Consider the following 25,192-nt stretch of genomic DNA (forward strand, 5'->3'; position numbering starts at 1 on the left):
ATAGGGTGGGAAGGGCCAAATTACAAAAGCGGCAACGGAGAAGTTATGCCTTGAGCGCCGCGGCTTCCCTGGCGAGCCTCGTGATGCCCGCCCAGTCGCCGGCGGCAACCAGTTCCTTGGGCGCAACCCAGGAGCCGCCGACACAGACGACGTTCGGCAGTGACAGGTAATCCTTCGCATTCTTCAGCGAGACGCCGCCGGTCGGGCAGAACAGCGTGCCGGCGAGCGGCGACGAGAGCGCCTTGAGGTAGGCAGCGCCGCCGGCTTGCTCGGCGGGAAAGAATTTCATGACCTCGACGCCTTCTTCACGCAGGGCCATGACTTCGCTCGCCGTAGCCGCACCCGGCAGGATCGGCACGTCGGAAGCATTGGCAGCATCGAGGATGCCACGGGTTACGCCCGGGCTGACGATGAAGGTGGAACCGGCGGCAACGGCTGCGTCCCAGTCCTTGGCGCTGAGAATGGTGCCGGCGCCGACATTGGCACCTTCCACCTCAGCGGCGACGGCACGGATTGCATCGAGTGCGGCCGGCGTCCTCATGGTGATCTCGATCGCCTTCAATCCCCCCGCAACGAGCGCCCGCGCAAGCGGTACCGCCGACTTTGCGTCATCGACGATCAGCACCGGAACCACCGGCTGGGCCTTCAGGATCGCGAGGAGTTTTTCGGTCTTGGCGGTCATCGGCGCTTCCGTTTCAAACGATTGAACTGATCTGTTCCGATTATCCCCCTCCCCCCGACTTGTCGAGGAAAAATAAACCTTCCGTCACTGTGAATGTTTGCCAAATGCCGGTTTTGCAATAGGTTTCAGCACGACCGGGAACGGGGACGCGCATGGCCAAGGAAATTGAGCGGAAGTTTCTGGTGAAGGACGACGCCTGGCGCGCAGAAGCGGTCTCGGCGTCCACCTTCATCCAGGCCTACGTGGCCACGCAGGAGGACCGGTCGCTACGCGTGCGGCTGATCAACGACAAGCGTGCGACGCTGACGATCAAGATCGGCCGGCAACTCATCAGCCGCGACGAGTTCGAATACGACATCCCCGTCGAGGATGCCCGCGAACTGATCGGCAGTGCCCTCGGCATCGTGCTGGAGAAGACGCGCCATGAGGTGGAGCACGAAGGTTTCACCTGGGAGGTCGACGTCTATGCCGGGGCTTATGAAGGCCTAGTCGTGGCCGAGGTGGAGATGGAACATGAAGACCAGCAGCCCCCCTTGCCCTCCTGGGTCGGGCGGGAGGTAACGGGGGACCGCCGGTTCTCCAATCTGGTAATGGCGACCGAGGACCTGAGCGAGGAGCTTTGCGGTGGCGTTTCGCATTCGGCCTGACCGTCCATTCACCGCCGAGTTCAGGAAGGTTGCCCGGGCGCAGCTGGAAAAGGCGATCCATTTCCTTGAGAACCAGCCCGACGGCCCCCACGAGGCGATCCATGGGGCGCGCAAGAAGTTCAAGCGCGTCCGCGCCCTCTACCGCCTGATCCAGCCGGATGCCAAGGAATTCCGACAGCGCGAGAACGCACGCATCCGCGACATGGCGAAGACGCTTTCGGCGGTACGCGACGCAACCGCGCTGGTCGAGACGGTCGACCACCTTTCTTCGGAAGCGACATCACCGGACGAGATGTCGGCGCTTGCCTTCGCCTCCCAGGCCCTGATTGAGCGGCTCGACCGGATCGCATCGGAGGAGCTGGACCTGGCCGACAAGATCGCCGCCGCGATCCGGACATGCCGCGAGGCAATCGATGCCCTGGACGAACTGGATCTCGATGACGGTCCCCGCAAGACCTCGCGCCGGCTTGCCAAAGCCTGGCGCAAGCAGTTGGCGCGCGCGGCGGCTGATCTTGTCGCCTGTGAGGAAGGCGCGGATGCCGAAGCCTTCCACGACCTCCGCAAGGTCGGCCAGACTTACTGGATGCACCTGGCACTCCTTTCCGACCTTTGGTCTTCGGCCATGCAGGCCAAGCAGAGGGAGGCGAAGGCACTGGTGGATGTGCTCGGCCATGAGCACGACCTTTCGGTCCTGACCCAGGTGGTGAACGAGAACCCGGACCGCTTCGGCGACAGCGATACCCTGGCAAGGCTGATTGGCGCGATCATTGCCCGCCAGCAGGACCTGCGTCAGCGGGCGATCGAACAGGCAAGGCTTGTCTTCGCCGACGATGCGGATACGGAAGCCACCCGCATCGCGCTCCTCTGGCAGGAGGCGGCATCGCGCAGGTAGCGGAGGGCCCGACAGCGACAGAAAGCGCGTTGCGTGGCCGACCGTCTGGTAGTATTTCCCCGCCATGACCGACAACACGACAAACCGGCCGGCAGCAGGCACCACTTGCGTGGCCGCGCTCTACCACTTTGCGACCTTCACGCGCTACGAGACCTTCCGCGCGCCGCTTCAGGCCGTCTGCGACGAGAACGGCATCAAGGGCACGCTGCTGATCGCCCGCGAGGGGATCAACGGCACCGTCGCCGGCACAGACGAGGGGATCGCGCGCCTTCTCGCCTTCCTGCGCGCCCAGCCGGAATTCGCAAAGCTGGAGCACAAGGAAAGCCGCGCCTCCAAGATGCCCTTCCTGCGCATGAAGGTCCGCCTGAAGAAGGAAATCGTCACCATGGGCGTCGAAGACATCGACCCCAAGAAGATCGTCGGTACCTATGTGGATCCGAAGGATTGGAACGCGCTGATCTCCGACCCGGAGACGATCGTGATCGACACCCGCAACGACTACGAGACGGCGATCGGCATCTTCAAAGGCGCGGTCGATCCGAAGACGAAGACCTTCCGGGAATTCCCCGACTGGGTGAAGAACCACACCGGCCTGCACAACAAGCCGAAGATTGCCATGTACTGCACCGGTGGCATCCGCTGCGAAAAGGCGACGGCCTTCATGAAGGAGCAGGGCTTCGATGAGGTCTATCACCTCAAGGGCGGCATCCTGAAATATCTGGAAGAAGTGCCCGCCGAAGAGAGCCTGTGGGAGGGCGCCTGTTTCGTCTTCGATGAGCGTGTCTCCGTCGAGCACGGCCTCAAGGAAGGCAACCACAAACTCTGCCACGCCTGCCGCAATCCGATCACGGCGGAAGAGGTGAATTCCCCCTACTACGAGGAAGGTGTTTCCTGCAGCCATTGCTACGAGACGCGCACGGAAGCCGATAGAGAACGCTACCGTCAGCGCCAGCACCAGATCGCGCTGGCGAAGCAGCGCGGGCAGAAGCATATCGGCGGGTGACGTTCGTTCTAGAGGTCCTTACGCAAAAGGCCGCGCCCCAGGGGGACGCGGCCTTTTCTCTAACTCCTGGGCAGCTATTACCAGCTGGGGATCACAGCGCCCTTGAACTCTTCGGCTACGAACGCCTTCACTTCGTCATTGTGGTAGGAAGCGATCAGCGTCTTCAGCCACTCTGCATCCTTGTCTTCCGAGCGAACGGCGATGACGTTCACGTAGGGAGCCTTCTCGCCTTCAAGCGCGATCGAGTCCGTCTTCGGGTTCATGCCCGCTTCGATGGCGTAGTTGGTGTTGATGGCGGAAGCGTCGACGTCATCGAGCGAGCGCGGCAGTTGCGCTGCGTCCAGTTCGACGAGCTGGATGTTCTTCGGGTTTTCGGTGACGTCGGCGATAGTGACCTTGACGCCCTTGGCCTCGTCGACCTTGATGAGCCCCTTGTCCGCGAGCAGCAGCAGCGCGCGACCGCCATTCGTCGGGTCGTTCGGAATGGCGACGGAAGCGCCGTCCTGGAGTTCGTCGAGGCTCTTTACCTTCTTGGAATAGATGCCCATCGGGAAGTTGACGTTCGTGGCAACGCTGACGATGTCGAAGCCGCGGTCTGCGACCTGGTTGTCGAGATAGGGCTGGTGCTGGAAGGAATTGGCGTTGAGATCGCCATCGGCCAGCGCCTGGTTCGGCACGACATAGTCTGAGAACTCGAGGATCTCGATGTTGAGGCCCTTGGTCGCGGCGATTTCCTTGACCTTCTCCATGATCTGGGCATGCGGGCCAGGGGTGACGCCGATCTTGATGTCCTCGGCAAGCGCCGAGCCGGCGGCAAAGGCAGCGATGGCGGCTGCCAGGATGATCTTCTTCATGGTTCTCTCCTTCTTGGGTTCACGAATTCAGTTCTTGCGGGTCCGCTTGTCGAAGTGGCGCGCAAGCATGTCGCCGGCGCTCTGGATTGCCTGGACGACGACGATCAGCACGACGACGACGGCGAGCATGACTTCCGGCATGAAGCGCTGGTAACCGTAGCGGATGCCGAGGTCTCCCAGGCCACCGCCGCCGACTGCGCCAACCATGGCGGAATAGCCAACCAGACTGACGAGCGTCAGCGTCAGGCCAAGGACAATACCCGGGCGAGCTTCCGCCAGCAGGACCTTGGTGACGATCTGCAGGGGTGTCGCGCCCATGGCCCTAGCCGCTTCGATCAGGCCCTTGTCGACCTCGCGGATCGAGGATTCGATCAGCCGTGCGACGAAGGGAATAGTCGCGATCGTCAGCGGCACGATGGCCGCGGCGGTTCCGATCGAGGTTCCGGCGATCAGCCGCGTGAAGGGAATGATCGCCACGACGAGGATAATGAACGGCGTGGAGCGCGTCGCATTGACGATCGCGCCAACGATCTTGTTGACGGTCGGCGCAGGGAATAACTCGCCCTTCCCGCTGGTGGCAAGGAAGATGCCAATGGGCAGGCCGATCAGCGAGCCAATGAAGCCCGCGACGGCAACCATGTACATGGTCTGCAGGAGGGCCTTCCAGAGAAGGGAAAAAAGCATGTCAGGCGCCATAGCCGAGCACCTCCGTGGATAGACCGGTCTGGCGATAGAAGTTACCTGCCCTTGTGAGTGTATCCGGATCGGCCGGATAGGAGACGACAAGCGATCCATAAGGTTCGCCGGCGATCTCGTCGATCGCGCCGGCCAGGATGTTGACGTCGGGCCCGATCTCGGCGACCAGGCGCGCGGTCAGCGGCTGGAAGGCCGTCGCCCCGAAGAAGATCAGCCGTACCAGTGCGCGGTCTCCCGCTGCCGGTTCCCGCTTGAGGTCGGAACTGATCCATTCCGGCAGCTTCGCGCCGACCGCCGCCGACAGGAGAGAACGGGTGGTCTCGTGCTGCGGCGCGGTGAACACGTCGAATGTCCGGCCATTTTCCACGATCTTGCCCTTGTCGATGACCGCGACCTGCGACGCGATCGTCTTCACCACCTCCATCTCGTGGGTGATGAGCAGGACGGTAAGGCCGAGGTCGCGATTGATCGTCTTGAGGAGTTCCAGGATCGACTGCGTCGTCTCCGGGTCGAGTGCGGAGGTTGCCTCGTCCGACAGCAGGAGCTTGGGTTCCGTCGCCAGCGCCCGGGCAATGCCGATACGCTGCTTCTGCCCGCCGGAGAGTTCCGCCGGATAGCGGCCGGACTTGTCGCCGAGGCCGACGAGATCGAGAAGCGGCGCAACGCGGTCGCGGATCGCCTTGCGGTCCATGCCGGCGATCTCGAGCGGCAGCGCCACGTTGTCAAAGGCCGTACGCGACGAGAGGAGATTGAAGTGCTGGAAGATCATGCCGACCTGTCGGCGCAGGTCACGCAGGCCCGTCTCCGAAAGGCTGCACACTTCGACGCCGTCGACGGCAACCCGTCCGGACGTCGCCTTCTCCAGACCGTTGACCAGCCTGATGAGCGTGGACTTGCCTGCGCCCGACCGGCCGATGATACCGGTGATCGCGCCCCGCGGGACGATCATGCTCACGCCGTCGAGGGCGATGAATGCAGGCTGGTTCCCGGTTCCACCGAAGCGCTTGGTGACGTCCTCGAACCTGACCATGGGGACGGCAGCCGGAGGCTGATGGATATCGACGCGCTTCATCGGAGGCCTCGCACGGAGGCTTCACGGGATAGGGGCAGGTAGGTCATGAACTTCTCTGTGGTGAATGCCGCAAATGCGGAATAGACGAACGAGTGCCGGAACGTCAGCTCCGCATACACATTCGGACGGTTTGGCACCGCTCTAGCATCTTTGCATTCACCTGATCAAACCCTTGCCTGCTGCGGCATGACTGCTCGCCTCATGCTTATCGCACTGCACCACCAGCGGCGCCGAGGCATGGCTTTCCAGTTATGGCGTAAAAAGGGAAATAACCGTGCCGCAGCCTCAGGCTGCGAGGTCGAACATCGGGGGCGAGAAAGCCTCGAAGGCGGGGCGACCGAAGAGATAGCCCTGCATCAGCGTTACCCCCAGGTCACGGAGCACCGCCATCTCCGCCGAGGTCTCGATTCCCTCGCACACCGTCGTGACGCCAAGGTCCGCAAGCATCGCCAATGTGTGCTGCACGACGACGCGCTTCGCGCGGTCGAGATCGATGCCGCGGATCAGGTCCATGTCGAGCTTGACAATATCGGGTTGGAACTTGGCCAGCAAATTGAGCCCCGAATGACCAGCACCAAAATCGTCGATCGCGGTCCTGAAGCCCATGCCCTTGTAGGTCCGCAGGATGTTGAGAAGATGGTTGGTATCGACCTGCTCGGCTTCGGTGAACTCGAAGATGATGCGGTTCAGCGGGAAGGACACGCGCGACGCGGTGGCAAGCGTGACGCGTATGCAGGCGCGCGGCTCGTAGACGGCGTTGGGCATGAAGTTGATGGAGAGGCTGGCATCCCGGTCGCTCCTGAGACGGGAGGCAAGCTCGATAGCCTTCTGGCGGCAGCTCTGGTCGAAGGCGTAGCGATTGGCCTCGTTGACGGCAGAAAGAACGCTACCGGCACCTTCTCCATTGCCCCCTCGGACGAGGGCTTCGTAGGCGAAGACGTTGCCCCTCGATACATCCACGATCGGCTGGAACGCCATCGAGAAAGGAAGCTCGAACTTTTCTCCGTCCCTGCAGCCCGCACAACTCATCACCAAAGCCTCCGTTCGAGAAGGCCGCCAGTAGAGACGAGAGAGGTTAAGATTTCATCCTGTGGTTGCCCTTGGGAAACTCGGATGCAAGCGCGCTATACCACTTGCCGCTCTTTTTGATGGTGCGGACCTGCGTCTCGTAGTCGACATGGACGAGGCCAAAGCGCATCTGATAGCCCTTCGCCCATTCAAAATTGTCCATCAGGCTCCATGCAAAGTAGCCGCGGAGGGGAAAGCCGTCGGAGATGAGATCCGCGCAGACCGACAGGTGGTCGGCGTAGTAGTCGAGCCGCGGCTGGTCATCCACCTCTCCGTCTGCACCGACGCCCATGTTGTAGGCCGCGCCGTTCTCCGTGATGTACATTTCGGGAAGGTCGTAGCGCCGGTAGAGGTCTTCGACGAGCAGCTTCAGGGCCGGCGCATAGATCTCCCAACCTATGTCCGTCTTCTGATCGCTCTTCGGCGGCGCGTCCTTCGTCCAGGGGAAGTCGCCGCTTCGTGCCGGATCATCAGTCACCCGCATTGGGGTGTAGTAGTTGAGCCCCCACCAATCCAGCTTTCCGCTGATCGTGGCGAGATCACCCTCCTCCATCTTCGGCATGCGGTCCCCCAGCGCTTCGAGAAGCGCCGGCGGGTATTCTCCCTTGAACACCGGCCCGAAGAAAGCGCCGTTGTGGAAATCGAAGGCGCGCTCGGCGGCAGCCTTGTCCTCGGTGCTTTCGGAACCGGCAATGACGGAATGCGCGTTGAGAACCAGCCCGACGGGCACGTTCGGGGTGACCTCGCGAATGGCTTCGACGCCGAGGCCGTGGGCGAGGTTTGTGTAGTGCATGGCGTGAAGGGATGCTTCCATGTTGCGCTCGCCCGGCGCGTGTTCGCCGTACAGATGGCTGAGCCAGACGGAGCACCAGGGCTCATTGAACGTCGCGACGGCATCCAGCCGGTCGCCGAGCCGAGACATCACGACTTTGGCATAGCGCTGGAAGGCATAGGCCGTGGAGCGGGCCGTCCAGCCTCCATCACCCATCAAGGCGAGCGGCAGGTCCCAGTGGTAGAGCGTTGCGAAGGTCTTGATGCCGCGCGCCTTGCAGCCGTCGACCAGCCGGTCGTAGAAATCAAGCCCCTTCTCGTTCACCCGTCCGACCCCTTCGGGAATGATCCGCGGCCAGGCGATGGAAAAACGGTAAGCTGAGACGCCCATCGCCTTGATCAGGTCGAGATCCTCGTCCAGCCGATGATAATGGTCGCAGGCGACATCGCCGTTGTGACGGCCATAGACGCGACCGGGCATGTTGGAGAAGGCGTCCCAGATCGAAGGCTTGCGGCCGTCCTCCTTCGTCGCTCCTTCGATCTGGAAGGAGGCGGTGGCAACGCCGAAGATGAAGTCGCCGGGAAAGCGGGCGGCAAGGATCTTGGGATCAGACATGTTACGGTCCTCTGGTCGCTAGGCCGAGTACTTGATGGATGCGCTTTCGTGCGGGGTGCGGTTTAGACCAAAGCTTCGAGGCAGGAAAGATCGCTGCGGGAAAAAACTGCAACGTTACAGGAGGTGAGTATTCGTGCTCCGCGACAGGGGCTATTGGCAGCAAGCACACCAGATGCCTATGCCACCACGCGTGATCTCTTGCAGACATTGTGGCTATGCGGAGGATATGCAATCCTCCCCCCGAAATGCGTAGTGGAAAGGCGTACCGTAATGGCATCACCGGCCGCGTCCGATGATCGAGCAGAACCTGCCGGCAACGCCCGTTTAGAATTCGTCCGGGCCATGGCAGAGACTTCACCGGCCATGCTCTGGATGGGCGACGAAGTCGGCAAGTGCGTCTTCCTGAACCGCGCGCTGCGCTCGTTCTGGGGAGTGGATCCGGAGAACCTGGCGGAATTCGACTGGAGTACGACGGTGCATCCGGACGACGTGGAGAAATTGTCCGGACCCTTCGGCCGAGCAATGGCGGACCACACATCGTTCACCGTGGAAGCCCGCTACAAAAGGGCGGACGGCGCCTACCGGACGATGAGGACGCTCGCCAACCCGAGGTTTGGCGAGAACGGCGCGTTCCTCGGCATGACCGGGGTGAATATCGACGTAACGGACGAACTTGCCGCGGAGGAGCATACCCGCCTCCTCATGGCGGAACTGAACCACCGGACCAAGAACATCCTTGCGGTCGTCCAGGCGATCGCCCGCAGCACGATCTTTCGGGATCCCAAGGACTTCCTGCGGTCTTTCGGGGAGCGTCTGCAATCTCTCTCTGCGTGCAACGACCTGCTGCTGCGCACCGACTGGTCGGGCGTGCTGCTGGACGAACTGGTCGCAGCGCAGATGTCTCACCTTTCCGGCATTGCCGAGGGTCGTATCCTTGCCTCGGGTCCCACCATCCGCATCGGCTCTCGCGAGGCACAGACGCTGAGCATGGCGCTACATGAGCTTTGCACGAACAGCCTTAAATACGGAGCGCTTTCCGACGACAGGGGCAAGGTGCGGTTGAGCTGGGAGCGGACCGGCAGGGGAGCCTGGCGAATGGAGTGGAGGGAAGAAGCTTCCACGCCGCCTGCCCCACCGGAACGGAAGGGATTTGGTCAGACAGTCATCGTCGACATGGTCAGGAGCGGCCTGGAAGCAGAGGTGATGATCGACTTCCCGCCCGAAGGCTTTGTCTGGCGGATGACGAGCCGGGTCGGAGCATGAGCCCGGCAGGGCCAGACCCTCGCCACGAGGGAGAGGGCCCGGTCTACTGGCCTCAGACTTTCACCCAGGCGCCGTTCTTCTTCGACGAAGCCACGCAGGCCTCGACGAAAGCAACACCCTTCACGCCGTCGTCGACGGTGGGATAGACGACGTCCTTGTCGAGCTTCGCGCCCTTCTTGGCTGCATTAATGGCCCGGGCTGCTTCCGTGTAAATTGTTGCAAAGGCTTCCAGATAGCCCTCCGGATGCCCGGATGGAATTCGAGACACGCGACCAGCCGCACTCCCTGCCCCGGCGCCGTTGCGGGTGATGAGCCGCTTCTGTTCGCCGAACGGGGTGAACCAGAGGTAGTTCGGGTTCTCCTGGCTCCATTCGAGCCCGCCCTTTTCACCGTAGACACGCAGCCTAAGCCCGTTCTCGTTGCCTGGCGCGACCTGGCTGCACCAGAGCATGCCCTTGGCACCGCCCTGGAAACGCAGCATGACATGGGCATTATCATCCAGCCGCCGGCCCTCGACGAAGCTGTCGAGATCGGCTGCGAGGCTCTCGAGCGTGAGGCCGGTTACGAAGCAGGCAAGGTTATAGGCATGCGTGCCGATGTCGCCGGTGGAGCCGCCGGCGCCCGACTGGGCGGGGTCGGTGCGCCAGACCGCCTGCTTGGCACCCGTCTGCTCGACCGCTTCCGTCAGCCAGTCCTGCGGATACTCCACCTGCACGACGCGGAGCGCGCCGAGGTCGCCGTTCTGTACCATCTCGCGCGCCTGCCGCACCATCGGATAGCCGGTGTAGTTATGGGTCAGGATGAACAGCGCGTCGCTCTCGTCCGCCACCTTCTTCAGTTTCTTTGCGTCTACCAGGTTCGATGTCAGCGGCTTGTCGCAGATGACATGGATGCCGCGGCGCAGGAACTCCTTGGCGGCTTCATAGTGCACATGGTTCGGCGTCACGATGGACACGGCCTCGATGCCGTTCTTCAGCCGCGCCTCCCGGATCGCCATCTCCTTATAGGAGCCATAGGTGCGGGCCGGATCGAGCCCGAGATCGCGCCCGGACTGCATCGCCTTTTCCGGCGTCGAGGAGAGAGCACCGGCAACCAGATCGAACTGGTCGTCGAGCCTTGCCGCCATGCGGTGAACCGCGCCGATGAAGGCGCCTGTACCGCCGCCCACCATGCCGAGCCGGATGCGCGGCTCACGTGCCTGTTCGTCCTTGCCTTCGATCGCCATCGTCTTCTCTCCCTTACAGTCCTAGCATCCGGCGGTTTGCGGCTTGGTCCGTGCCGCCGGCGGCAAAGTCGTCGAATGCCTTCTCCGTTACCCGGATGATGTGCGCCTTGACGAACTCCGCACCTTCACGCGCACCGTCTTCGGAATTCTTCAGCGCGCATTCCCACTCCACCACAGCCCAGCCGTCGAAGTCGTTGGCGGTGAGCTTGGAGAAGACGGCGCCGAAATCCACCTGGCCGTCGCCCAGAGAACGGAAGCGGCCGGCACGCTGTACCCAGCCCTGGTAACCGCCATAGACGCCCTGTCGGCCGGTCGGATTGAATTCGGCATCCTTGACGTGGAACATCTTGATTCGGTCCTTGTAGATGTCGATGTTGTCCAGGTAGTCCAGGCACTGCAGCACGTAGTGCGACGGGTCATAGAGCATGTTGGCGCGCGGGTGGTTCTTCACCCGCTCGAGGAACATCTCGAAGGTGACGCCGTCATGCAGGTCCTCGCCCGGATGGATCTCGTAGCAGACGTCGACCCCGCAGGAGTCGGCATGGTCGAGGATCGGCGTCCAGCGGCGGGCGAGTTCATCGAAGGCGGTTTCGACAAGGCCGGCGGGGCGCTGCGGCCAGGGGTAGATGAAGGGCCAGGCGAGCGCCCCGGAAAAGGTCGCATGCGCCTTGATGCCGAGGTGCTTGGAAGCCGAAAGAGCCATCTTGACCTGGTTAACCGCCCATTCCTGCCGCGCCTTCGGATTGCCGCGGACTTCCGGAGCGGCAAAGCCATCGAAGGCCTCGTTATAGGCCGGGTGGACAGCAACCAGTTGGCCCTGAAGGTGGGTGGAAAGTTCCGTCACCTCGATGCCGTTCTGGCGGGCGACGCCGGCGAATTCGTCGCAGTAATCCTTGGATTCAGCCGCCTTCTTCAGATCAATGAGTTGGGCGGCCCAGGTCGGCACCTGCACGCCGACATAACCCTTTTCGGCCGCCCACTTGGTGATCGCGTCCCAGGAGTTGAACGGCGCCTCGTGGCCAGCGAACTGGCCGAGGAAAATGGCCGGTCCCTTGATGGTCTTCATGAGCTTGCTCCTTCGATGATCCCTCGGTGTGGCGGACATGAAAAAGGCGCGCGCCATGGAAAGCGCGCGCCGCTGGTTGATCAGAACGGCGAATCCGGGAAGTAGAACTGCTCCGCATTGTCCTTGGTGACGAGCGTCGCATCGAGGATGTACTCGCCGTTCACCGGAACCTGGTCGAGCAGGCCGTCGGCGGTAAGCTGCATCGCGGTTGCGATCATCGCCGGCGGATAGAGCACGTCGACCGGCACCATCTTGTCGCCATCCATGACGCGCTTGACCATGTCCTTGGAGCCGGCACCACCGACGACATACTGGATGTCCGTGCGGCCGGACTGCTCGATCGCTTCAAGGATACCGACGACCATGTCGTCGTCCTGCGCCCAGACCACGTCGATCTTCGGATACTTGGTCAGGTAGTCCTGCATCACGCGGAAGGCATCGTCGCGGTTCCAGTTGCCGTACTGGCGCTCCAGCACCTTGACGTTCGACCCTTCGATGCCCTTGTCGAAGCCGTCCTGGCGCTGCTGGTCGATCGGGATGGGCAGGCCGCGGATGACGACGACTTCTGCGTCCGGCGTCGTCTCGGCGATGTACTTGCCGGCCACTTCGCCGAGCGCCGGGTTGTTGCCCGCCACATAGAGGTCGCGCACCGAGTTGTCGTTATTCGAAGGCGCGCGGTCCACGAGCGCGACGAAGGTGCCGGAATCCTTGACCTGCTGGATGGCGTTGACGAGCGGATCCGGATCCGTGGGCAGGATGACCAGCGCATCAATGCCCTGGACCGCGAGGTCCTGCACGGCATTTGCCTGGCTTGCCGGATCAGGCGACGTCTTGACGATAACGTTGAGACCCGGATGCTCTTCCATCAAGAGCTTTGCCACGCGCTCGGCATGGTATACGACGCCCGCGGTCCAGCCGTGATCGGCTGCCGGGATAGACACGCCGATGGTTGCCTTCTTCTCCTCCTGCGCCCAGCCAAGGCTTGGACCAATGGCAACCGACGCTGCAAGGGCCGCGACGGCGATGCCGAAAGTTCTTCTACGCATATTCTCTCTCCCAAGTTTGGGTCTTTGATTTCGGCCGGGCGCGACCCATGAGCCCGGCCGGTTCTCACGACCGCCGTGACAGCGAGCGCTGCACGAGCATGGCGATGATGATGATCGCGCCCTGAATGGCGCCGATGAGGTATTCGCTGACGAAGTTCGACAGCAGCATGATGTTGCCGACGATCTCCAGAATGAAGGCGCCACAGAGCGTACCCCAGATACGCCCGACACCGCCTCGCAAGGCGGTGCCGCCGACAACGACGGCCGTGATCGCCTGCAACTCCCAGAGGATACCGGTGGTGGCAGAGGTCGAACCGAGGCGCGGTACGTAGAGCAGCACCGCGATGGCGACGCAAAGCCCCTGCACGACATAGGCAATCGTGCGCACGCGCTTAACGGAGATGCCGGAATAGCGAGCCACGTCCTCGTTCGAACCGACCGCGATCAGGTGCCGACCGTAGCGCGTGCGGTAGAGCACGAAGGCGGCAATGGCTGCGGTCACGAAGATGACGATGATCGGCACAGGCACCCCGAGCACGTCGCCGAAATAGACCGGCCGGTAGAGCGACTGAAGCTCGCGGTCACGCAGCGTGATCGCCCCGCCCTGGCTGAGCCAGGTGGTCAGGCCGCGATAGATGCCCATCGTGCCGAGCGTCGCGATGAAGGGCTCGATCTGGCCGACCGTGGTAATGAGGCCGTTGAACAGGCCGCAGGCGGCACCGATCGCGACGGCGAGCGCCATCCCCGCAATGAGCAGCAGCAAGGGATCGGCGATTGCGCCCGAGTTCAGGAACATGATCATCAGGCTGGCAACGAAAGCCACCATGGCGCCGACGGAAAGATCGAGACCGCCGGACGAGATCACATAGGTGGCGCCAAGGGCGATGATCGCGATGAAGGCGCTGCGGGTGATAACGTTGGACAGGTTGGCGACCGAGATGAAGTTATCGTTGGCCAGCGCCCCGAGCACGAGCAGCAGGGCCAGCGCGACGAAGGGCGCCACAGCGCGCAGATCCCAGTCGCGCGAGGTCTTCGGCTTGGCCGTTTCAGTTGCGGCAGTCGTCATGGCCTCAGGCAGCCTCCCCGGTCTTCACGCCCGTGGCAAGCACCACGATTTCATTCTCGTTCATGTGTTTCCCCGTGACTTCGCCGACGATCTGCCCTGACCGCATGACGAGGATGCGGTCGCAGATGCCGATCAGCTCCGGCATCTCGGAGGAGACGACGATGATCGACCGTCCCTCTTCCGCCAGCCGGGCGATGAACTTGTAGATTTGCTGCTTCGTGCCGATGTCGATACCGCGCGTCGGCTCGTCGATAATGACGATCGACGGATCGAGCATCATCATCTTCGCGATCAGCAGCTTCTGCTGGTTGCCGCCCGAGAGCTGGCCTGCGAGCAGATCCTTGCGGCCGGTGCGGATATCGAATTCGCGGATTGCCCCATCAAGCGCCTCGGCCTCCCTCTTCCGGTCGATCTGGAGAGCGCGCACGAAGCGGCGGATGGAGGCAAGCGTCAGGTTGGTGGCGAGGTCTTTCAGCAGCAAGAGGCCCTTGCCCTTGCGATCCTCCGACAGGTAGACGATACCTGCCTTCATGCTCTGGCTGGCATCCCGGAAATGAACCGCCTCGCCGTTGTGGCGAACGGTTCCGCTCGCGCGCCTGACGCCGACGAGGCCTTCCATCAGTTCCGTGCGCCCGGCGCCGACAAGACCTGCAAAGCCCAGGATCTCTCCCTTGCGCAGCTGGAAGCTGGCGTTCTTCGCATAGCCCGGCACGTCGAAGTTCTCGACCTCGAGCACCGTTTCACGCGCGGCCCCCGACTGTCGGTCGGGGTAGAGCTTTGCGACGTCGCGCCCCACCATCAGCCGCGCCATGTCGGCAGGCTCGAGTTCGGATGCCTGGTGGGTGCCAACGAGCCGGCCATCGCGAAGCACTGTCACGCGATCGGCGATCTCCTTCACCTCCGGCAGGCGGTGCGAGATGTAGAGTACGCCAACCCCCTTGGCGCGAATGTCCTTGATGACCTTCAGCAGCGCTTCCGTCTCGAACGGCGTCAGCGACGCGGTGGGTTCATCGAAGATGACGATCCTGTGCGGGACGAGCAGCACGCGGGCGATCTGGACCAGCTGGCGCTGGGCGATCGACAGGGTGCCGACGATGGCCTTCGGGTCGATGTCGGCGCCAAGCTCCCGAAGGCCTTTGGCAGCACCCTCGTTCATTGCGCGGTCATCGAGTGTCAGGCCCTTCGGCAGCTCACGGCCAAGATAGATATTCTGGGCAACGGTGAGATCCGGCGCCAGCAGGATTTCCTGGTGCACCAGAACGATGCCACGTTTTTCCGCATCGACCGGACCGGTCAGGTGTATCGGCTGCCCGTCGATGAGGATATCGCCTCGCGTCGGCTGATGGTTGCCGGCGAGGATCTTCATCAATGTCGACTTGCCGGCGCCGTTCTCTCCGATGATGGCATGCACCTCACCCGGCAGTACCGTGAGGCTGACGTCGCGCAGAACCTCGACAGGCCCGAAGGCCTTGGAAAGGCTTTGCGCTTTCAGGATCGGCAGGCGGTTGGAAGAGGGTTGGGGTGTCATGGGGCATCACCCGCAGCTCGCAGCCCGGAGGTCATGGCGATCGCGCCCGCGCGACCAGCGCCAGCAGATACTGATAGTACTAGATGCACCTGAACTTCCTCCCGATTTCAGGCTAGCCAAGATTTTGAGGTACGTAAAGCAGCTTTGCGTGCAGAATGCTCTCGTCAACAGCAGTGACGGATACGTCAGGGCGTGGAGGGGCGGGACTTTACGAAATCAACGAAGGCCCGAAGCGGCGCTGGCACCAGACGCCGGCCCGGATAATAGAGGAACGGCCCCGGAAATTCCTGCCACCAAGGCTGGAGCACCGGCTCCAGCGCTCCGCTCTCCAGTTGCGGGCGCAACCACTCCTCGAAGAGCCCGACGATACCGATACCGGCTACTGCGGCGTCAACTGCGAGATCGACCGCACCTCCTGCCTGGACGATGAGCGGACCCTTGGGTTCGACGACCACCAATTCCCCGTCCCGCTCGAACTCCCAGTTCGGCATGTTGCCACTCGGGAAGCGGTGGCGAAGACAGGAATGGTCGAGCAGGTCCCGAGGATGCTGTGGACGGCCATGCCGTTCAAGATAAGCCGGAGCGGCAGCAAAGGCATAGGTCTGCGTCCGCGGGCCGATGGGCACCGCGATCATGTCCTGCTCCAGACGCTCGCCGTAGCGGATGCCAGCATCACAACCGACCGTCAGCACATCGACGAAACTCTCATCCGTCATCACCTCCAGCCGTATGTCGGGATAGGCTGCAAGAAAGGCCGGCACGATTCTCGGCAGGACCAGCCTCGCCGCACTCACGGGAACGTTCAGCCGCAACGTACCGACCGGTCGATCGCGAAAGCCGTTCACGGCATCGAGCGCGGCTTCCATTTCGCTCAGCGCTGGCGCAAGGCGCTCGAGCAGGCTCTGCCCGGCTTCGGTTGGGACGACGCTGCGGGTTGTCCGGTTGAGAAGCCGAACGCCGAGTTCAGTCTCGAGCCGCCTCACCGCCTCGCTCAAGCCTGACGGACTGGTCCCGCTCAATCGGGCACCTTCACGGAATCCCTTCGCCCTTGCCACCGTCACGAAGGCAGCAAGATCTCCAAACTCCACGGCCATTGTTCGCTCCTCCGCACAGCCCGTACTGACTGTATCGGATTATCGTCAGGCACAACAGCGCGTATCTCATGGCGCAGTCATTCACAGCCTCACTTCAAGGAGAAAGATCATGGTCAACATTTCAAGCGCAGGCACCTTCCAACTGGGCGACCGCACGGTGAAGCGACTGGGCTACGGCGCCATGCAACTTGCAGGTCCCGGCGTCTTCGGACCTCCCAAGGATCGCGCTCAAGCGATTGACGTGCTCCGCGCTGCCATCGAAGCAGGCGTCGACCACATCGACACCAGCGACTTCTACGGCCCGCACATCACCAATCAGATCATCCGCGACGCCCTTCATCCCTATCCGGACGGGCTGACGATTGTCACGAAAGTGTCCGCCAGGCGTGGGCCGAATGCGGAATGGCTTCCGGCAATGTCACGAGAGGAACTCAGATCGGCCGTTCATGACAACCTGCGCAACCTGGGGCTGGAGGTCATCGACGCCGTGAACTTCCGCTCGATGCTCGATATCTATGGACCCGCAGAAGGCTCGATCGAGGAACAGGTCACTGTGCTGGCTGAGCTCCAGCAGCAGGGCCTCATCCGCCACATCGGGCTTTCCAACGTGACTGCCAGGCAAGTAACTGACAGCCGCAAGATCTGCGACATCGTCTGCGTGCAGAACATGTACAACATCGCCAACCGGACGGATGATGCCATGATCGATATGTTGGCTGACGAAGGCATCGCCTACGTGCCGTTCTTCCCACTCGGCGGCTTTTCCCCACTGCAGTCTGCGACCCTCAATGAGGTCGCGGCCCGACTTCGGGCAACTCCCATGCAGGTTGCGCTCGCCTGGCTTCTGCAGCGCTCGCCGAACATCCTGCTGATCCCTGGCACGTCGTCGGTCGCGCACCTGCAGGAGAACCTTGCGGCCGCCGAACTCCAGCTGTCACCGGAGGTCGTGGCGGAACTGGACCGCATCGCCGCAGCCGTCTGAACAAGTAGTGGGGGCCGCTTTCGCGGCCCCCTTCTAGGCTTAAACGTAGCGGTTGACGACGTTCTCCAGGTATTCCTGGCGGCCTGAACGTGGCTCCGGATTGATGTTTTCCCGCTCCACCATCGCTGCGATGTCGTCGAGCTTGTATTCGCCACGCAGCATCTTCTGTGCCTCGGGGCTTTCCCAGCCGGAATAGCGCTCCTCGAGCGGCTTCGACAGCGCGCCGTCTTCGATCATCCGGGCTGCTGCCTTCAGGCCACGGGCGCAGCAATCCATGCCGCCGATATGGCCGATGAGCAGATCCTGCGGATCAAGCGACTGGCGGCGCAGCTTGGCGTCGAAGTTGGTGCCGCCGTTGCGGAAGCCACCCCCCTGCAGGATGTGATAATAGGCGAGCGCCATTTCCGGCACGTTGTTGGGGAACTGGTCGGTGTCCCAGCCCGACTGGTAGTCGTTGCGGTTCATGTCGATCGAGCCGAAGATGCCGAAGGCGTTCGCCATGGCAATCTCGTGCTCGAAGGAATGGCCGGCGAGGATGGCGTGGCCCTGCTCGATGTTGACCTTCACTTCCTTCTCCAGCCCATGCTTCTGCAGGAAGGCGTAAACGGTCGCGACATCGTAGTCGTACTGGTGTTTGGTCGGCTCCTGCGGCTTTGGCTCGATCAGGATCGTGCCCCCGAAGCCGATCTTGTATTTGTATTCGACCACGAGGTTGAGGAAGCGGCCCATCTGGTCGAGCTCGCGCGAAAGGTCGGTGTTGAGCAAGGTTTCGTAGCCTTCGCGGCCACCCCAAAGGACATAGTTCACGCCGCCGAGGCGCTTGGTTGCGTCCATGCATGTCTTCACTGTCGCCGCAGAGAAGGCGAAGACGTCCGGATCCGGATTGGTAGAGGCGCCGCCCATGAAACGACGATGCGAGAAGAGGTTCGCCGTCCCCCAGAGGAGCTTCACGCCCGTCTCGGCCTGCTTCTTCTCGAAATAGTCGACGATCTCGTTGAGGTTCTTCGTGTTCTCGGCAAAGGAGTTGCCTTCCGGACGCACATCCGCATCGTGGAAGCAGTAGAAGGGGGCGCCGAGCAGCTGGTAGAATTCGAAGGCGACATCCGCCTTCATCTTCGCCGCCTGCATGGTGTCCTTGAACCAGGGGCGCTGGAAGGTCTGGCCGCCGAAGGGATCCCCCCCCGGCCATGTGAAGGTGTGCCAGTACGCGACGGCAAACCGCAGATGGTCCTCCATCCGCTTGCCGTCAACGATCTCGTCCGGATTGTAGTGGCGGAAGGCCAGCGGGTTGGTGCTGTCGGGGCCTTCATACTTGATCTTCTGGATGTCTCCAAAAAAGCCTGTGCTCATGTGTTCCTCCTGGGAGCCTGATCTGTCTTAGTGCGTGAGGGAGCGGATCGCCGGATAGGCGGCGCGGTAACGTGCGTAGGCGGCCTCGTAGGCCTGCGTGAGCGACGAGAGGGGATCAACCGTCTCAGCCGTCCTGGGCGGCTGGCAGACCGCGATGGGGTCGGCGCCCGTTGCAGCGATAAGGCCAAGCCGGGCCGCGCCGAAGGCAGCACCGAAGTCGCCATCTGCGGGGATGTCGACGGGAACGCCAAGGGACGTGGCGATGGAGGCGAGCCAGTAGCGCGAGCGCGAGCCGCCGCCGATCGCGGTAACGCGGGAGATCGAGGTACCGGCGGATTTCAGCGCCTCAAGGTTGTCACGGATGGCGAAGGTCACGCCTTCGATCACCGCCTGCGTCAGCACGGCACGCTCCGATTCGTGACCGAGGCCGATAAAGGCGCCGCGGATCTGCGCGTCATTGTGCGGTGTACGCTCTCCGGACAGGTAGGGCAGGAAGGTTACGCCGGTCGGCGCCTTCAGCGTCTCGCCAAGCTCCGAGGTTAGCTCGGCGGCACTCTTGCCCGTGACATGCGAATGCCAGTTCAGTGCATCGGTGGCAGAAAGGATGACGCCCATCTGGTGCCAGGTGTTCGGCAGCGCGTGGCAGAAGGCATGCACCGCACTTTCCGGCTTCGGCAAGTAGGAGCCGTTGGCGGCGAAGAGCACGCCGGACGTGCCGAGCGAGACGAAGGCTTGACCTTCCGCAACGGTTCCCATGCCGCAGGCAGAGGCGGCATTGTCCCCTGCCCCGCCGGCCACGACGACGCCATGACCCATGCCCCACCGCGAGGCCAGTTCGCTGCGCAGGCTTCCACCCGGCTCCGTTCCCTCGACGAGCGAGGGCATGTGATCCTCGGAGAGATCCGTCGCAGCCAGCAGTTCAGCGGACCATTTGCGCGCGCCGGTGTCGAGCCAGGAGGTTCCGGCCGAATCCGACATCTCGGAAATATGCTCGCCCGTCAGCCACAGGCGAAGATAGTCCTTCGGCAACAGCACCTTCGCAACCTTCGCAAATGTCTCGGGCTCGTTGTTCTTCACCCAGGCAAGCTTGGGTGCCGTGAAGCCGGGGAAGACGATGTTACCCGTTACCCTGCGGAAGCGCGGATCGGCATCCAGTTTCGCAGCCTCCTCGTAGGAGCGCGTATCGTTCCAGAGGATGCAGGGCCGCAGAACCTTGTTGTCTGCGTCGAGCAGGGTTGCCCCATGCATCTGGCCGGAAAGCCCGATGCCCTTCACCGCCGCAAGCTCCTTCGGGAACTTCGCCTTCAAGCCGGCAACCGCCTCTTCCGTCGCGCGTATCCAGTGTGCCGGATCCTGCTCCGACCAGCCTGGGTGCGGACGCGAAACGTCGAGCGCTCCGCTGGCCGAACCGATGATGCGCTGATCGCCGTCGATCAGCATCGCCTTGACGCCTGACGTTCCGAGATCGAGACCGAGATACATGCTGTTTCCTTCCTTCCGCCTCAGGGCAGGTTGTCCTTGAGGAAAATGTCTATGCGGATCCGCTCTTGGGCGGCGAGCACCGGCAAGCCGTCGGCCTTCGCCTTCAGCACGCGAATGGCGCTACGCACCTCATGGCCTGCATCCTGGTTGAGAACCGCGTCGATCATGCCGTCGAGAAGCGCCTCACGGGTCGAGTGGGTCAGTTCATGGGCGATCACCACCGGCCGCTTCTCCGGTGCCACCTCGCGAAGCGCGCGGATGAGGCCACGATTGCCGGCCCCCAGGCTGTAGATGCCGTTCAGCCCAACGTGACGGCGAAGCGCCTCACGCACCAGCGCCTCTGCAGCGGCCGCATCGTCGCGTGCTTCCATCACAGGCAGGATCGCCACCTGCGGAAAATCTTCCGACAGGACGGAAAGGAAGCCTTCGAGCCGCTCGCGGTGGTCGCGGACCATCATCGAACCGGCGAGGACGCCGACTCGGCCATCGACCTTGCTGAGGAAGCGCCCCATGAGATTGGCCGCGGTGCGTCCTGCCGCGATGTTGTCGATGCCTGCATAATGGTGGCGGGCGGAGCCGCTGAGGTCGGAAACGAGCGTTACGACTGCGATACCGGCCTCCGCAAGCTTCTCCACCGCCGCCCGCACGCCCGGCTCGTCGATGGCGACGAGAGCCACCCCGTCAGGCGGGGCGGAACCGACCGCCTCGAGCGCCGCAACAAGCGCCGGGGCATCGAACGCGGGAACCCGGAGGATCTCGATGCGCGTGCGCTCCACCGACGAGCGCTGCATTGCCGCCTCGACCTCCCGCCCCAGGCCGATCATGAAGGAATTGTCGTTCGACGGCAGGATGAAGGTGAAGCGATATGTCCTGCCCTTGGCGAGGTTGGCCGCGGCGAGATCACGAACATAGCCGAGCGATGCGATCGCCTTCTCCACCTTCTCGCGCGTGACACCCCGCACCCCCGGCCGGCCGTTCAGGACACGATCGACCGTGGCAAGGCTGACGCCCGCGATGCGCGCAATGTCATGGACCGTCGGCTTCATACGTCCTCCCGCTTTCGTGGTAGCGGAATTCTTGAGGTACGTAAATCAGAAATGTTCCAGACCGGCAGCCTGCGGCAATTTGGGAGGTTCGCCGACCTGCAGGACGCCGCTAGTGTCCGGCGCCACCACCCGCCTGGCCGGACGGCTTGGCGATCAGCATGACCAGCAGAATCAGGCTTGCGAACAGCGCTGTCAGCGCGGTGAACACGTCGATGAACGACAACAGCCAGGATTGCTGCGTGACCAGGCCCGACAGCTTCTGCAGCGCAACAGCAGCACCATCGAGCCCGAAGCTGTCATAGTTCGCCCCAACGCTGCCGAGCCAGTCGATCGCTTCAGGATTGGTGTAGCTCAGATGTTCCGAAAGCCGCGCGTAATGCTCGTCTGAGCGTTGGGTGAGCATCGTATTGATGATGGCGAGGCCGACCGCGCCGCCGAGATTGCGGGTGAGGTTGAACAGGCCAGAGGCGTTGCCGATACGTGCCGGCGGAAGGGTGCCCAGGGCAATGTTGTTGATCGGCACCATGCACAGCATCATCGAGCAGCCACGCAGGATCTGCGGGATGAGGAGTTCGTAGAAGTCCCAGTCGCCGGTCAGCCCGGTCATCATGTAGGTGCCGAGCGCAAAGCCGAAGAAGCCGATTGCCATCATGACCCGTGGATCGAGCCGGTTGGACAGCATACCGGCAACCGGCGCGGTGAAGAACATGGCCAGACCGGAAACGAACATCGTCTCGCCGATCATCAGCGAGTCATAGCCCCGGATGCGGCCGAGATAGAGGGGATAGAGATAGGTCAGGCCGTAGAGCCCGATGCCCATGACGAAGGAAAACAGCGAGCCGAATGCGAAGTTGCGATTGGCGAAGGCCTTCAGATCGACGACGGGAAAATCGACCCTGAAGGCGCGCCAGAAGAAGACGACCGCCCCGGCAACCATCACCAGTGAACCGACGAGGATATGCTCGTCGTTGAACCAGTCCTTGTTGTTGCCCTCTTCCAGCACGTATTCGAGCGAACCCAGAAACAAGGCCATCGAAAGCAGGCCCCACCAGTCGAACTTCTTCCACAGGCTTTTCTGCGGCTCGTCGAAATCGATCATGCTCCAGGCAACGGCCGTCACCAGAATGCCCGGGATGATGTTGACGAGGAAGAGCCAGTGCCAGGAGAAGGCATGGCTGAGATAGCCGCCGACCGTTGGACCGATGGTCGGCGCCAGCGTCGCCACCAGACCGATGATAGGCGAGACGATCGCCCGCTTGGAGGGCGGGAAGATCGTAAACGCAGCCGCGAAGACCGACGGGATCATACCGCCGCCGATGAACCCCTGGATCGCGCGGTAGATAATCATCTGGTCGATGCTGGTTGCGGTCGCACACAGGCCGCTGGCGATCGTGAAGCCGGCTGCGCAGATGCTGAACAGGACGCGCGTCGAGAGGATCCGCGCCAGCGTGCCGGACAGCGGTATCATGATCACTTCCGCGATCAGGTAGGAGGTCTGCACCCAAGCGACCTCGTCGGACCCCGCCCCGAGGCCGGCCTGAATCTCGGCGAGCGACGCGGAGACGATCTGAATGTCGAGGATCGACATGAACATGCCGAAGACCATCGCGAAGAAGGCGATGAGCTTGCGCTTGTCCATGGGCTGATCGGCAGGAATGGCACCTGCCGTTGCGGCCGCTGTTGCCATGGCCGTTCTCCTTGAAGAGGCTCGAGTGGTCTGCCGTTAGTCGGCAGCAGCCAAGGCATCGCCCGAAGGGGCGGTGCGGGTGTCGACATCGACCACGACGCTCAGGCCTGCCCGCAGGCGCCCTTGCGCCAGCGCCTCCTCCGGAAGTGCGATGCGAACCGGCACCCGCTGCACCACCTTCGTGAAGTTGCCCGTGGCGTTTTCCGCCGGTAGCATGGAGAAGACCGAGCCGGATGCCGGAGCAAGCGAGGTGACCGTCCCGACCAGATCATGCTCCTCGTAGGCATCCACATGGACGCGCACCTTGGAGCCGGGTTCGAGATTGCCGATCTGAGTTTCCTTGAAATTCGCCTCGACATAAAGTTCGGTGAGCGGGACAAGAGCCGCCAGCCTCTTCCCGGCCGATACGAGATCGCCGGTCTGGACCGCGAGATTGCCGATCACGCCGTCATAGGGCGCTTTCAGCACCGTAAAGTCGAGATCGCGTTGGGCCTGGTCGCGCGCCAGTTCCTGTGCACGGATGCTGTTCAGGGCTTCGTCGCGTTGCGCCCGCAGGAGCCCGATATTGGCCTCTGCAGAGGCGACGCTGGCTTCACCGGCGACCAGATTGGCGCGTGCCTGGTCGAGAGCCACCCGCGCATTGTCGAGGTCCGCCGCCGTACCAATCGACTTCGACGCCAGTTCGCCCGCGCGGCGCTCGGTGATCTCCGCGCCGCGCAATGCTGCTTCCAGGGCGCCGCGCTGCGCCCCCGCCTGCCTCAACGCCGCCTCTGCGCCGACGATCTGTGCGTCGATCCGCTTGACGGCGAGCCTGGCGCTTTCGATCGCGTTGGTCGCCCGCTCCAGTGCGATCTGGTAATCCCGCCCATCGAGCGTCACGAGCGGATCGCCTGCTTTCACCTGCTGGTTCTCGACCACATTCACCTTTTCGACGTAGCCGGCGACCTTGGGCGAGACGATTGCGATGTCCGCTTCAATATAGGCGTCGTCCGTCGAGATCAGGAAGCGACCGTCCGTCCACCAGCCATAACCATACCAGCCAGCTCCGGCCAGCAATGCCGCAAGGATCAGGGGAAGGACCGGGCTACGGCGCTTCTTCTTTTCCGGAGCGTGTACCTGCTCGGCTGCCGGCGGCGCCGATGGCGCGTCGCCCGCCTTGCCTTGTTCGGCTTCGCCGTCTGTCGCTACGGCACGAAGTGCACTTGCAGAGGAGGATGCGGTCATGAAAGTTACCATTGTTGCGCCGGCTGATCGAACCGATCGGTTCAGTGTGCTTGACATAGATCGTGTCGCTGCGCATATCAAGGTCAAATCGAACCGATTGGTTCGGAAAGTTAAGAAGAACTGAGATGACCGAGGAAAAAACCGACGAGCGCTGTTCAATTCCCCACCAGCAGGGCCGCTTCGCTGCGGGCGCTGACCCAGCCAAGCGTGGGCAGATTATCGAAGGCGCAAAGCGTGTGTTCATGAGGCTGGGCTTTGACGCCGCAAGCATGAACGACATCACCCGCGAGGCCGGCGTCTCGAAGGGGACGATCTATGTCTACTTCGAGAACAAGGAAGACCTCTTCGGCGCAATCATCGAGCAGGAACGCCAGCGCATCACGCTCATGCTGAAGGATATCCTGGCCGGCAGCGAGGAAGTGGAGGACGGCCTCTACCGCTTCGGCATTCAGTTTGCGACCCACATCACCGCGCCACAGACCATCAATGCGATGCGGACCCTGATCGGGGTGACGACGCGAATGCCGAAGCTGTGCAGCCGCTTCTTCCACTCCCCGGCGAATGTCCGAACGGTCCTGGAGGACTTTATCAAGCGCCACGTGGCGCTGCGCAATCTGGACGTGGAGGATACCGATCTTGCGGCTCGCCAGTTCATCGAACTTGCCAGCGGCACCTTCTTCAAGTTGCGCCTATTCGGCGATCTGGACGATGTTCCGCCGGTAGCCGACCTCGATCGGACGGTCAGGAGCGCGATCCGCATGTTCATGGCGACCTATGGCCGATCGGGCTCCATCGCCGGCAAGGTTTGAGAGAACAGCGGCATCACCTGCCG

23 protein-coding genes are annotated in these 25,192 nt (G+C 62.7%); 6 read left to right on the forward strand and 17 right to left on the reverse strand.

Going from position 1 to position 25,192, the window contains the following annotated elements; translation table 11 throughout:
- Positions 1-43: 43 nt before the first annotated feature.
- The gene (locus ACEPP2_RS09760) at positions 44-682 is read right to left on the reverse strand and encodes a 2-dehydro-3-deoxy-phosphogluconate aldolase (protein WP_142587225.1); all 639 of its coding nucleotides are present in this window, start codon (positions 680-682) and stop codon (positions 44-46) included.
- A gap of 152 nt (positions 683-834) precedes the next feature.
- Here ACEPP2_RS09760 and ACEPP2_RS09765 point away from each other — a divergent pair, with 152 nt between their 5' ends.
- The 3 genes from ACEPP2_RS09765 (at position 835) to trhO (ending at position 3,224) form a co-directional block, all read left to right on the forward strand.
- Entirely contained in the window at positions 835-1,329 is a 495-nt protein-coding gene (locus ACEPP2_RS09765) for a CYTH domain-containing protein (RefSeq protein WP_395516479.1), read from the forward strand.
- On the forward strand, positions 1,307-2,221 hold the full coding sequence (locus ACEPP2_RS09770) for a CHAD domain-containing protein (RefSeq protein WP_395516480.1): 915 nt from the start codon (positions 1,307-1,309) through the stop codon (positions 2,219-2,221). Before ACEPP2_RS09765 ends, ACEPP2_RS09770 begins: the two co-directional genes overlap by 23 nt.
- Positions 2,222-2,285: 64 nt before the next feature.
- Entirely contained in the window at positions 2,286-3,224 is a 939-nt protein-coding gene (gene trhO / locus ACEPP2_RS09775) for an oxygen-dependent tRNA uridine(34) hydroxylase TrhO (protein WP_395516481.1), read from the forward strand.
- Between the two features lie 77 nt (positions 3,225-3,301).
- Here the strand turns inward: trhO and ACEPP2_RS09780 are convergent, their stop codons facing one another.
- The 5 genes from ACEPP2_RS09780 to ACEPP2_RS09800 all read right to left on the reverse strand — a co-directional run bounded on the left by ACEPP2_RS09780 (position 3,302) and on the right by ACEPP2_RS09800 (position 8,301).
- Positions 3,302-4,078, reverse strand: a complete 777-nt coding sequence (locus ACEPP2_RS09780; protein ID WP_395516482.1) for a MetQ/NlpA family ABC transporter substrate-binding protein — start codon at positions 4,076-4,078, stop codon at positions 3,302-3,304.
- Positions 4,079-4,105: 27 nt separating this feature from the next.
- Positions 4,106-4,774 (reverse strand): methionine ABC transporter permease, encoded by a 669-nt coding sequence (locus ACEPP2_RS09785; protein WP_281976482.1) that lies wholly within the window; start codon positions 4,772-4,774, stop codon positions 4,106-4,108.
- Positions 4,764-5,804: a methionine ABC transporter ATP-binding protein gene (locus tag ACEPP2_RS09790; RefSeq protein WP_395516639.1), complete on the reverse strand. Its 1,041-nt coding sequence runs from the start codon at positions 5,802-5,804 to the stop codon at positions 4,764-4,766. Before ACEPP2_RS09790 ends, ACEPP2_RS09785 begins: the two co-directional genes overlap by 11 nt.
- 327 nt (positions 5,805-6,131) lie before the next feature.
- Positions 6,132-6,875: an EAL domain-containing protein gene (locus ACEPP2_RS09795; protein WP_395516640.1), complete on the reverse strand. Its 744-nt coding sequence runs from the start codon at positions 6,873-6,875 to the stop codon at positions 6,132-6,134.
- 46 nt (positions 6,876-6,921) lie between these two features.
- Positions 6,922-8,301 (reverse strand): GH1 family beta-glucosidase, encoded by a 1,380-nt coding sequence (locus ACEPP2_RS09800; RefSeq protein WP_395516483.1) that lies wholly within the window; start codon positions 8,299-8,301, stop codon positions 6,922-6,924.
- A 270-nt stretch (positions 8,302-8,571) separates the two neighbouring features.
- On the opposite strand from ACEPP2_RS09800, the gene ACEPP2_RS09805 reads away from it, so the two are divergent.
- A complete protein-coding gene (locus ACEPP2_RS09805; protein WP_395516484.1) occupies positions 8,572-9,564 on the forward strand; it encodes an HWE histidine kinase domain-containing protein in 993 nt (330 codons plus the stop codon).
- A gap of 52 nt (positions 9,565-9,616) precedes the next feature.
- Here the strand turns inward: ACEPP2_RS09805 and ACEPP2_RS09810 are convergent, their stop codons facing one another.
- The 6 genes from ACEPP2_RS09810 to ACEPP2_RS09835 form a co-directional block, all read right to left on the reverse strand.
- Positions 9,617-10,789: a Gfo/Idh/MocA family protein gene (locus ACEPP2_RS09810; protein WP_395516485.1), complete on the reverse strand. Its 1,173-nt coding sequence runs from the start codon at positions 10,787-10,789 to the stop codon at positions 9,617-9,619.
- Between the two features lie 13 nt (positions 10,790-10,802).
- On the reverse strand, positions 10,803-11,855 hold the full coding sequence (locus ACEPP2_RS09815) for a sugar phosphate isomerase/epimerase family protein (protein WP_395516486.1): 1,053 nt from the start codon (positions 11,853-11,855) through the stop codon (positions 10,803-10,805).
- Between the two features lie 80 nt (positions 11,856-11,935).
- Entirely contained in the window at positions 11,936-12,901 is a 966-nt protein-coding gene (locus ACEPP2_RS09820) for a substrate-binding domain-containing protein (protein ID WP_281976478.1), read from the reverse strand.
- A 64-nt stretch (positions 12,902-12,965) separates the two neighbouring features.
- On the reverse strand, positions 12,966-13,967 hold the full coding sequence (locus ACEPP2_RS09825) for an ABC transporter permease (RefSeq protein ID WP_281976477.1): 1,002 nt from the start codon (positions 13,965-13,967) through the stop codon (positions 12,966-12,968).
- Positions 13,968-13,971: 4 nt separating this feature from the next.
- On the reverse strand, positions 13,972-15,495 hold the full coding sequence (locus tag ACEPP2_RS09830; RefSeq protein ID WP_395516487.1) for a sugar ABC transporter ATP-binding protein: 1,524 nt from the start codon (positions 15,493-15,495) through the stop codon (positions 13,972-13,974).
- A 185-nt stretch (positions 15,496-15,680) separates the two neighbouring features.
- A complete protein-coding gene (locus ACEPP2_RS09835; protein ID WP_395516488.1) occupies positions 15,681-16,589 on the reverse strand; it encodes a LysR substrate-binding domain-containing protein in 909 nt (302 codons plus the stop codon).
- A 109-nt stretch (positions 16,590-16,698) separates the two neighbouring features.
- Between ACEPP2_RS09835 and ACEPP2_RS09840 the strand changes: the two genes are divergently transcribed.
- A complete protein-coding gene (locus tag ACEPP2_RS09840; protein ID WP_395516489.1) occupies positions 16,699-17,571 on the forward strand; it encodes an aldo/keto reductase family oxidoreductase in 873 nt (290 codons plus the stop codon).
- 39 nt (positions 17,572-17,610) lie between these two features.
- Here ACEPP2_RS09840 and xylA read toward each other — a convergent pair whose 3' ends face one another.
- From xylA to ACEPP2_RS09865, 5 genes are all read right to left on the reverse strand, one after another.
- Entirely contained in the window at positions 17,611-18,921 is a 1,311-nt protein-coding gene (gene xylA, locus ACEPP2_RS09845) for a xylose isomerase (RefSeq protein WP_395516490.1), read from the reverse strand.
- Between the two features lie 27 nt (positions 18,922-18,948).
- On the reverse strand, positions 18,949-20,403 hold the full coding sequence (gene xylB / locus ACEPP2_RS09850) for a xylulokinase (RefSeq protein ID WP_395516491.1): 1,455 nt from the start codon (positions 20,401-20,403) through the stop codon (positions 18,949-18,951).
- Positions 20,404-20,423: 20 nt separating this feature from the next.
- Positions 20,424-21,449, reverse strand: a complete 1,026-nt coding sequence (locus ACEPP2_RS09855; RefSeq protein ID WP_395516492.1) for a LacI family DNA-binding transcriptional regulator — start codon at positions 21,447-21,449, stop codon at positions 20,424-20,426.
- 109 nt (positions 21,450-21,558) lie between these two features.
- Positions 21,559-23,136: a DHA2 family efflux MFS transporter permease subunit gene (locus ACEPP2_RS09860; protein WP_395516493.1), complete on the reverse strand. Its 1,578-nt coding sequence runs from the start codon at positions 23,134-23,136 to the stop codon at positions 21,559-21,561.
- Between the two features lie 36 nt (positions 23,137-23,172).
- Positions 23,173-24,360 carry an HlyD family secretion protein gene (locus ACEPP2_RS09865; protein ID WP_077549759.1) on the reverse strand — a complete coding sequence of 396 codons (1,188 nt, stop codon included), beginning with the start codon at positions 24,358-24,360 and terminating at the stop codon, positions 23,173-23,175.
- Between the two features lie 125 nt (positions 24,361-24,485).
- Here ACEPP2_RS09865 and ACEPP2_RS09870 point away from each other — a divergent pair, with 125 nt between their 5' ends.
- Positions 24,486-25,169 (forward strand): TetR/AcrR family transcriptional regulator, encoded by a 684-nt coding sequence (locus tag ACEPP2_RS09870; protein WP_077549760.1) that lies wholly within the window; start codon positions 24,486-24,488, stop codon positions 25,167-25,169.
- Positions 25,170-25,192: the final 23 nt, after the last annotated feature.

This window comes from Pseudorhizobium flavum (assembly GCF_044142885.1).
Classification (GTDB): Bacteria; Pseudomonadota; Alphaproteobacteria; order Rhizobiales; family Rhizobiaceae; genus Neorhizobium; species Neorhizobium flavum.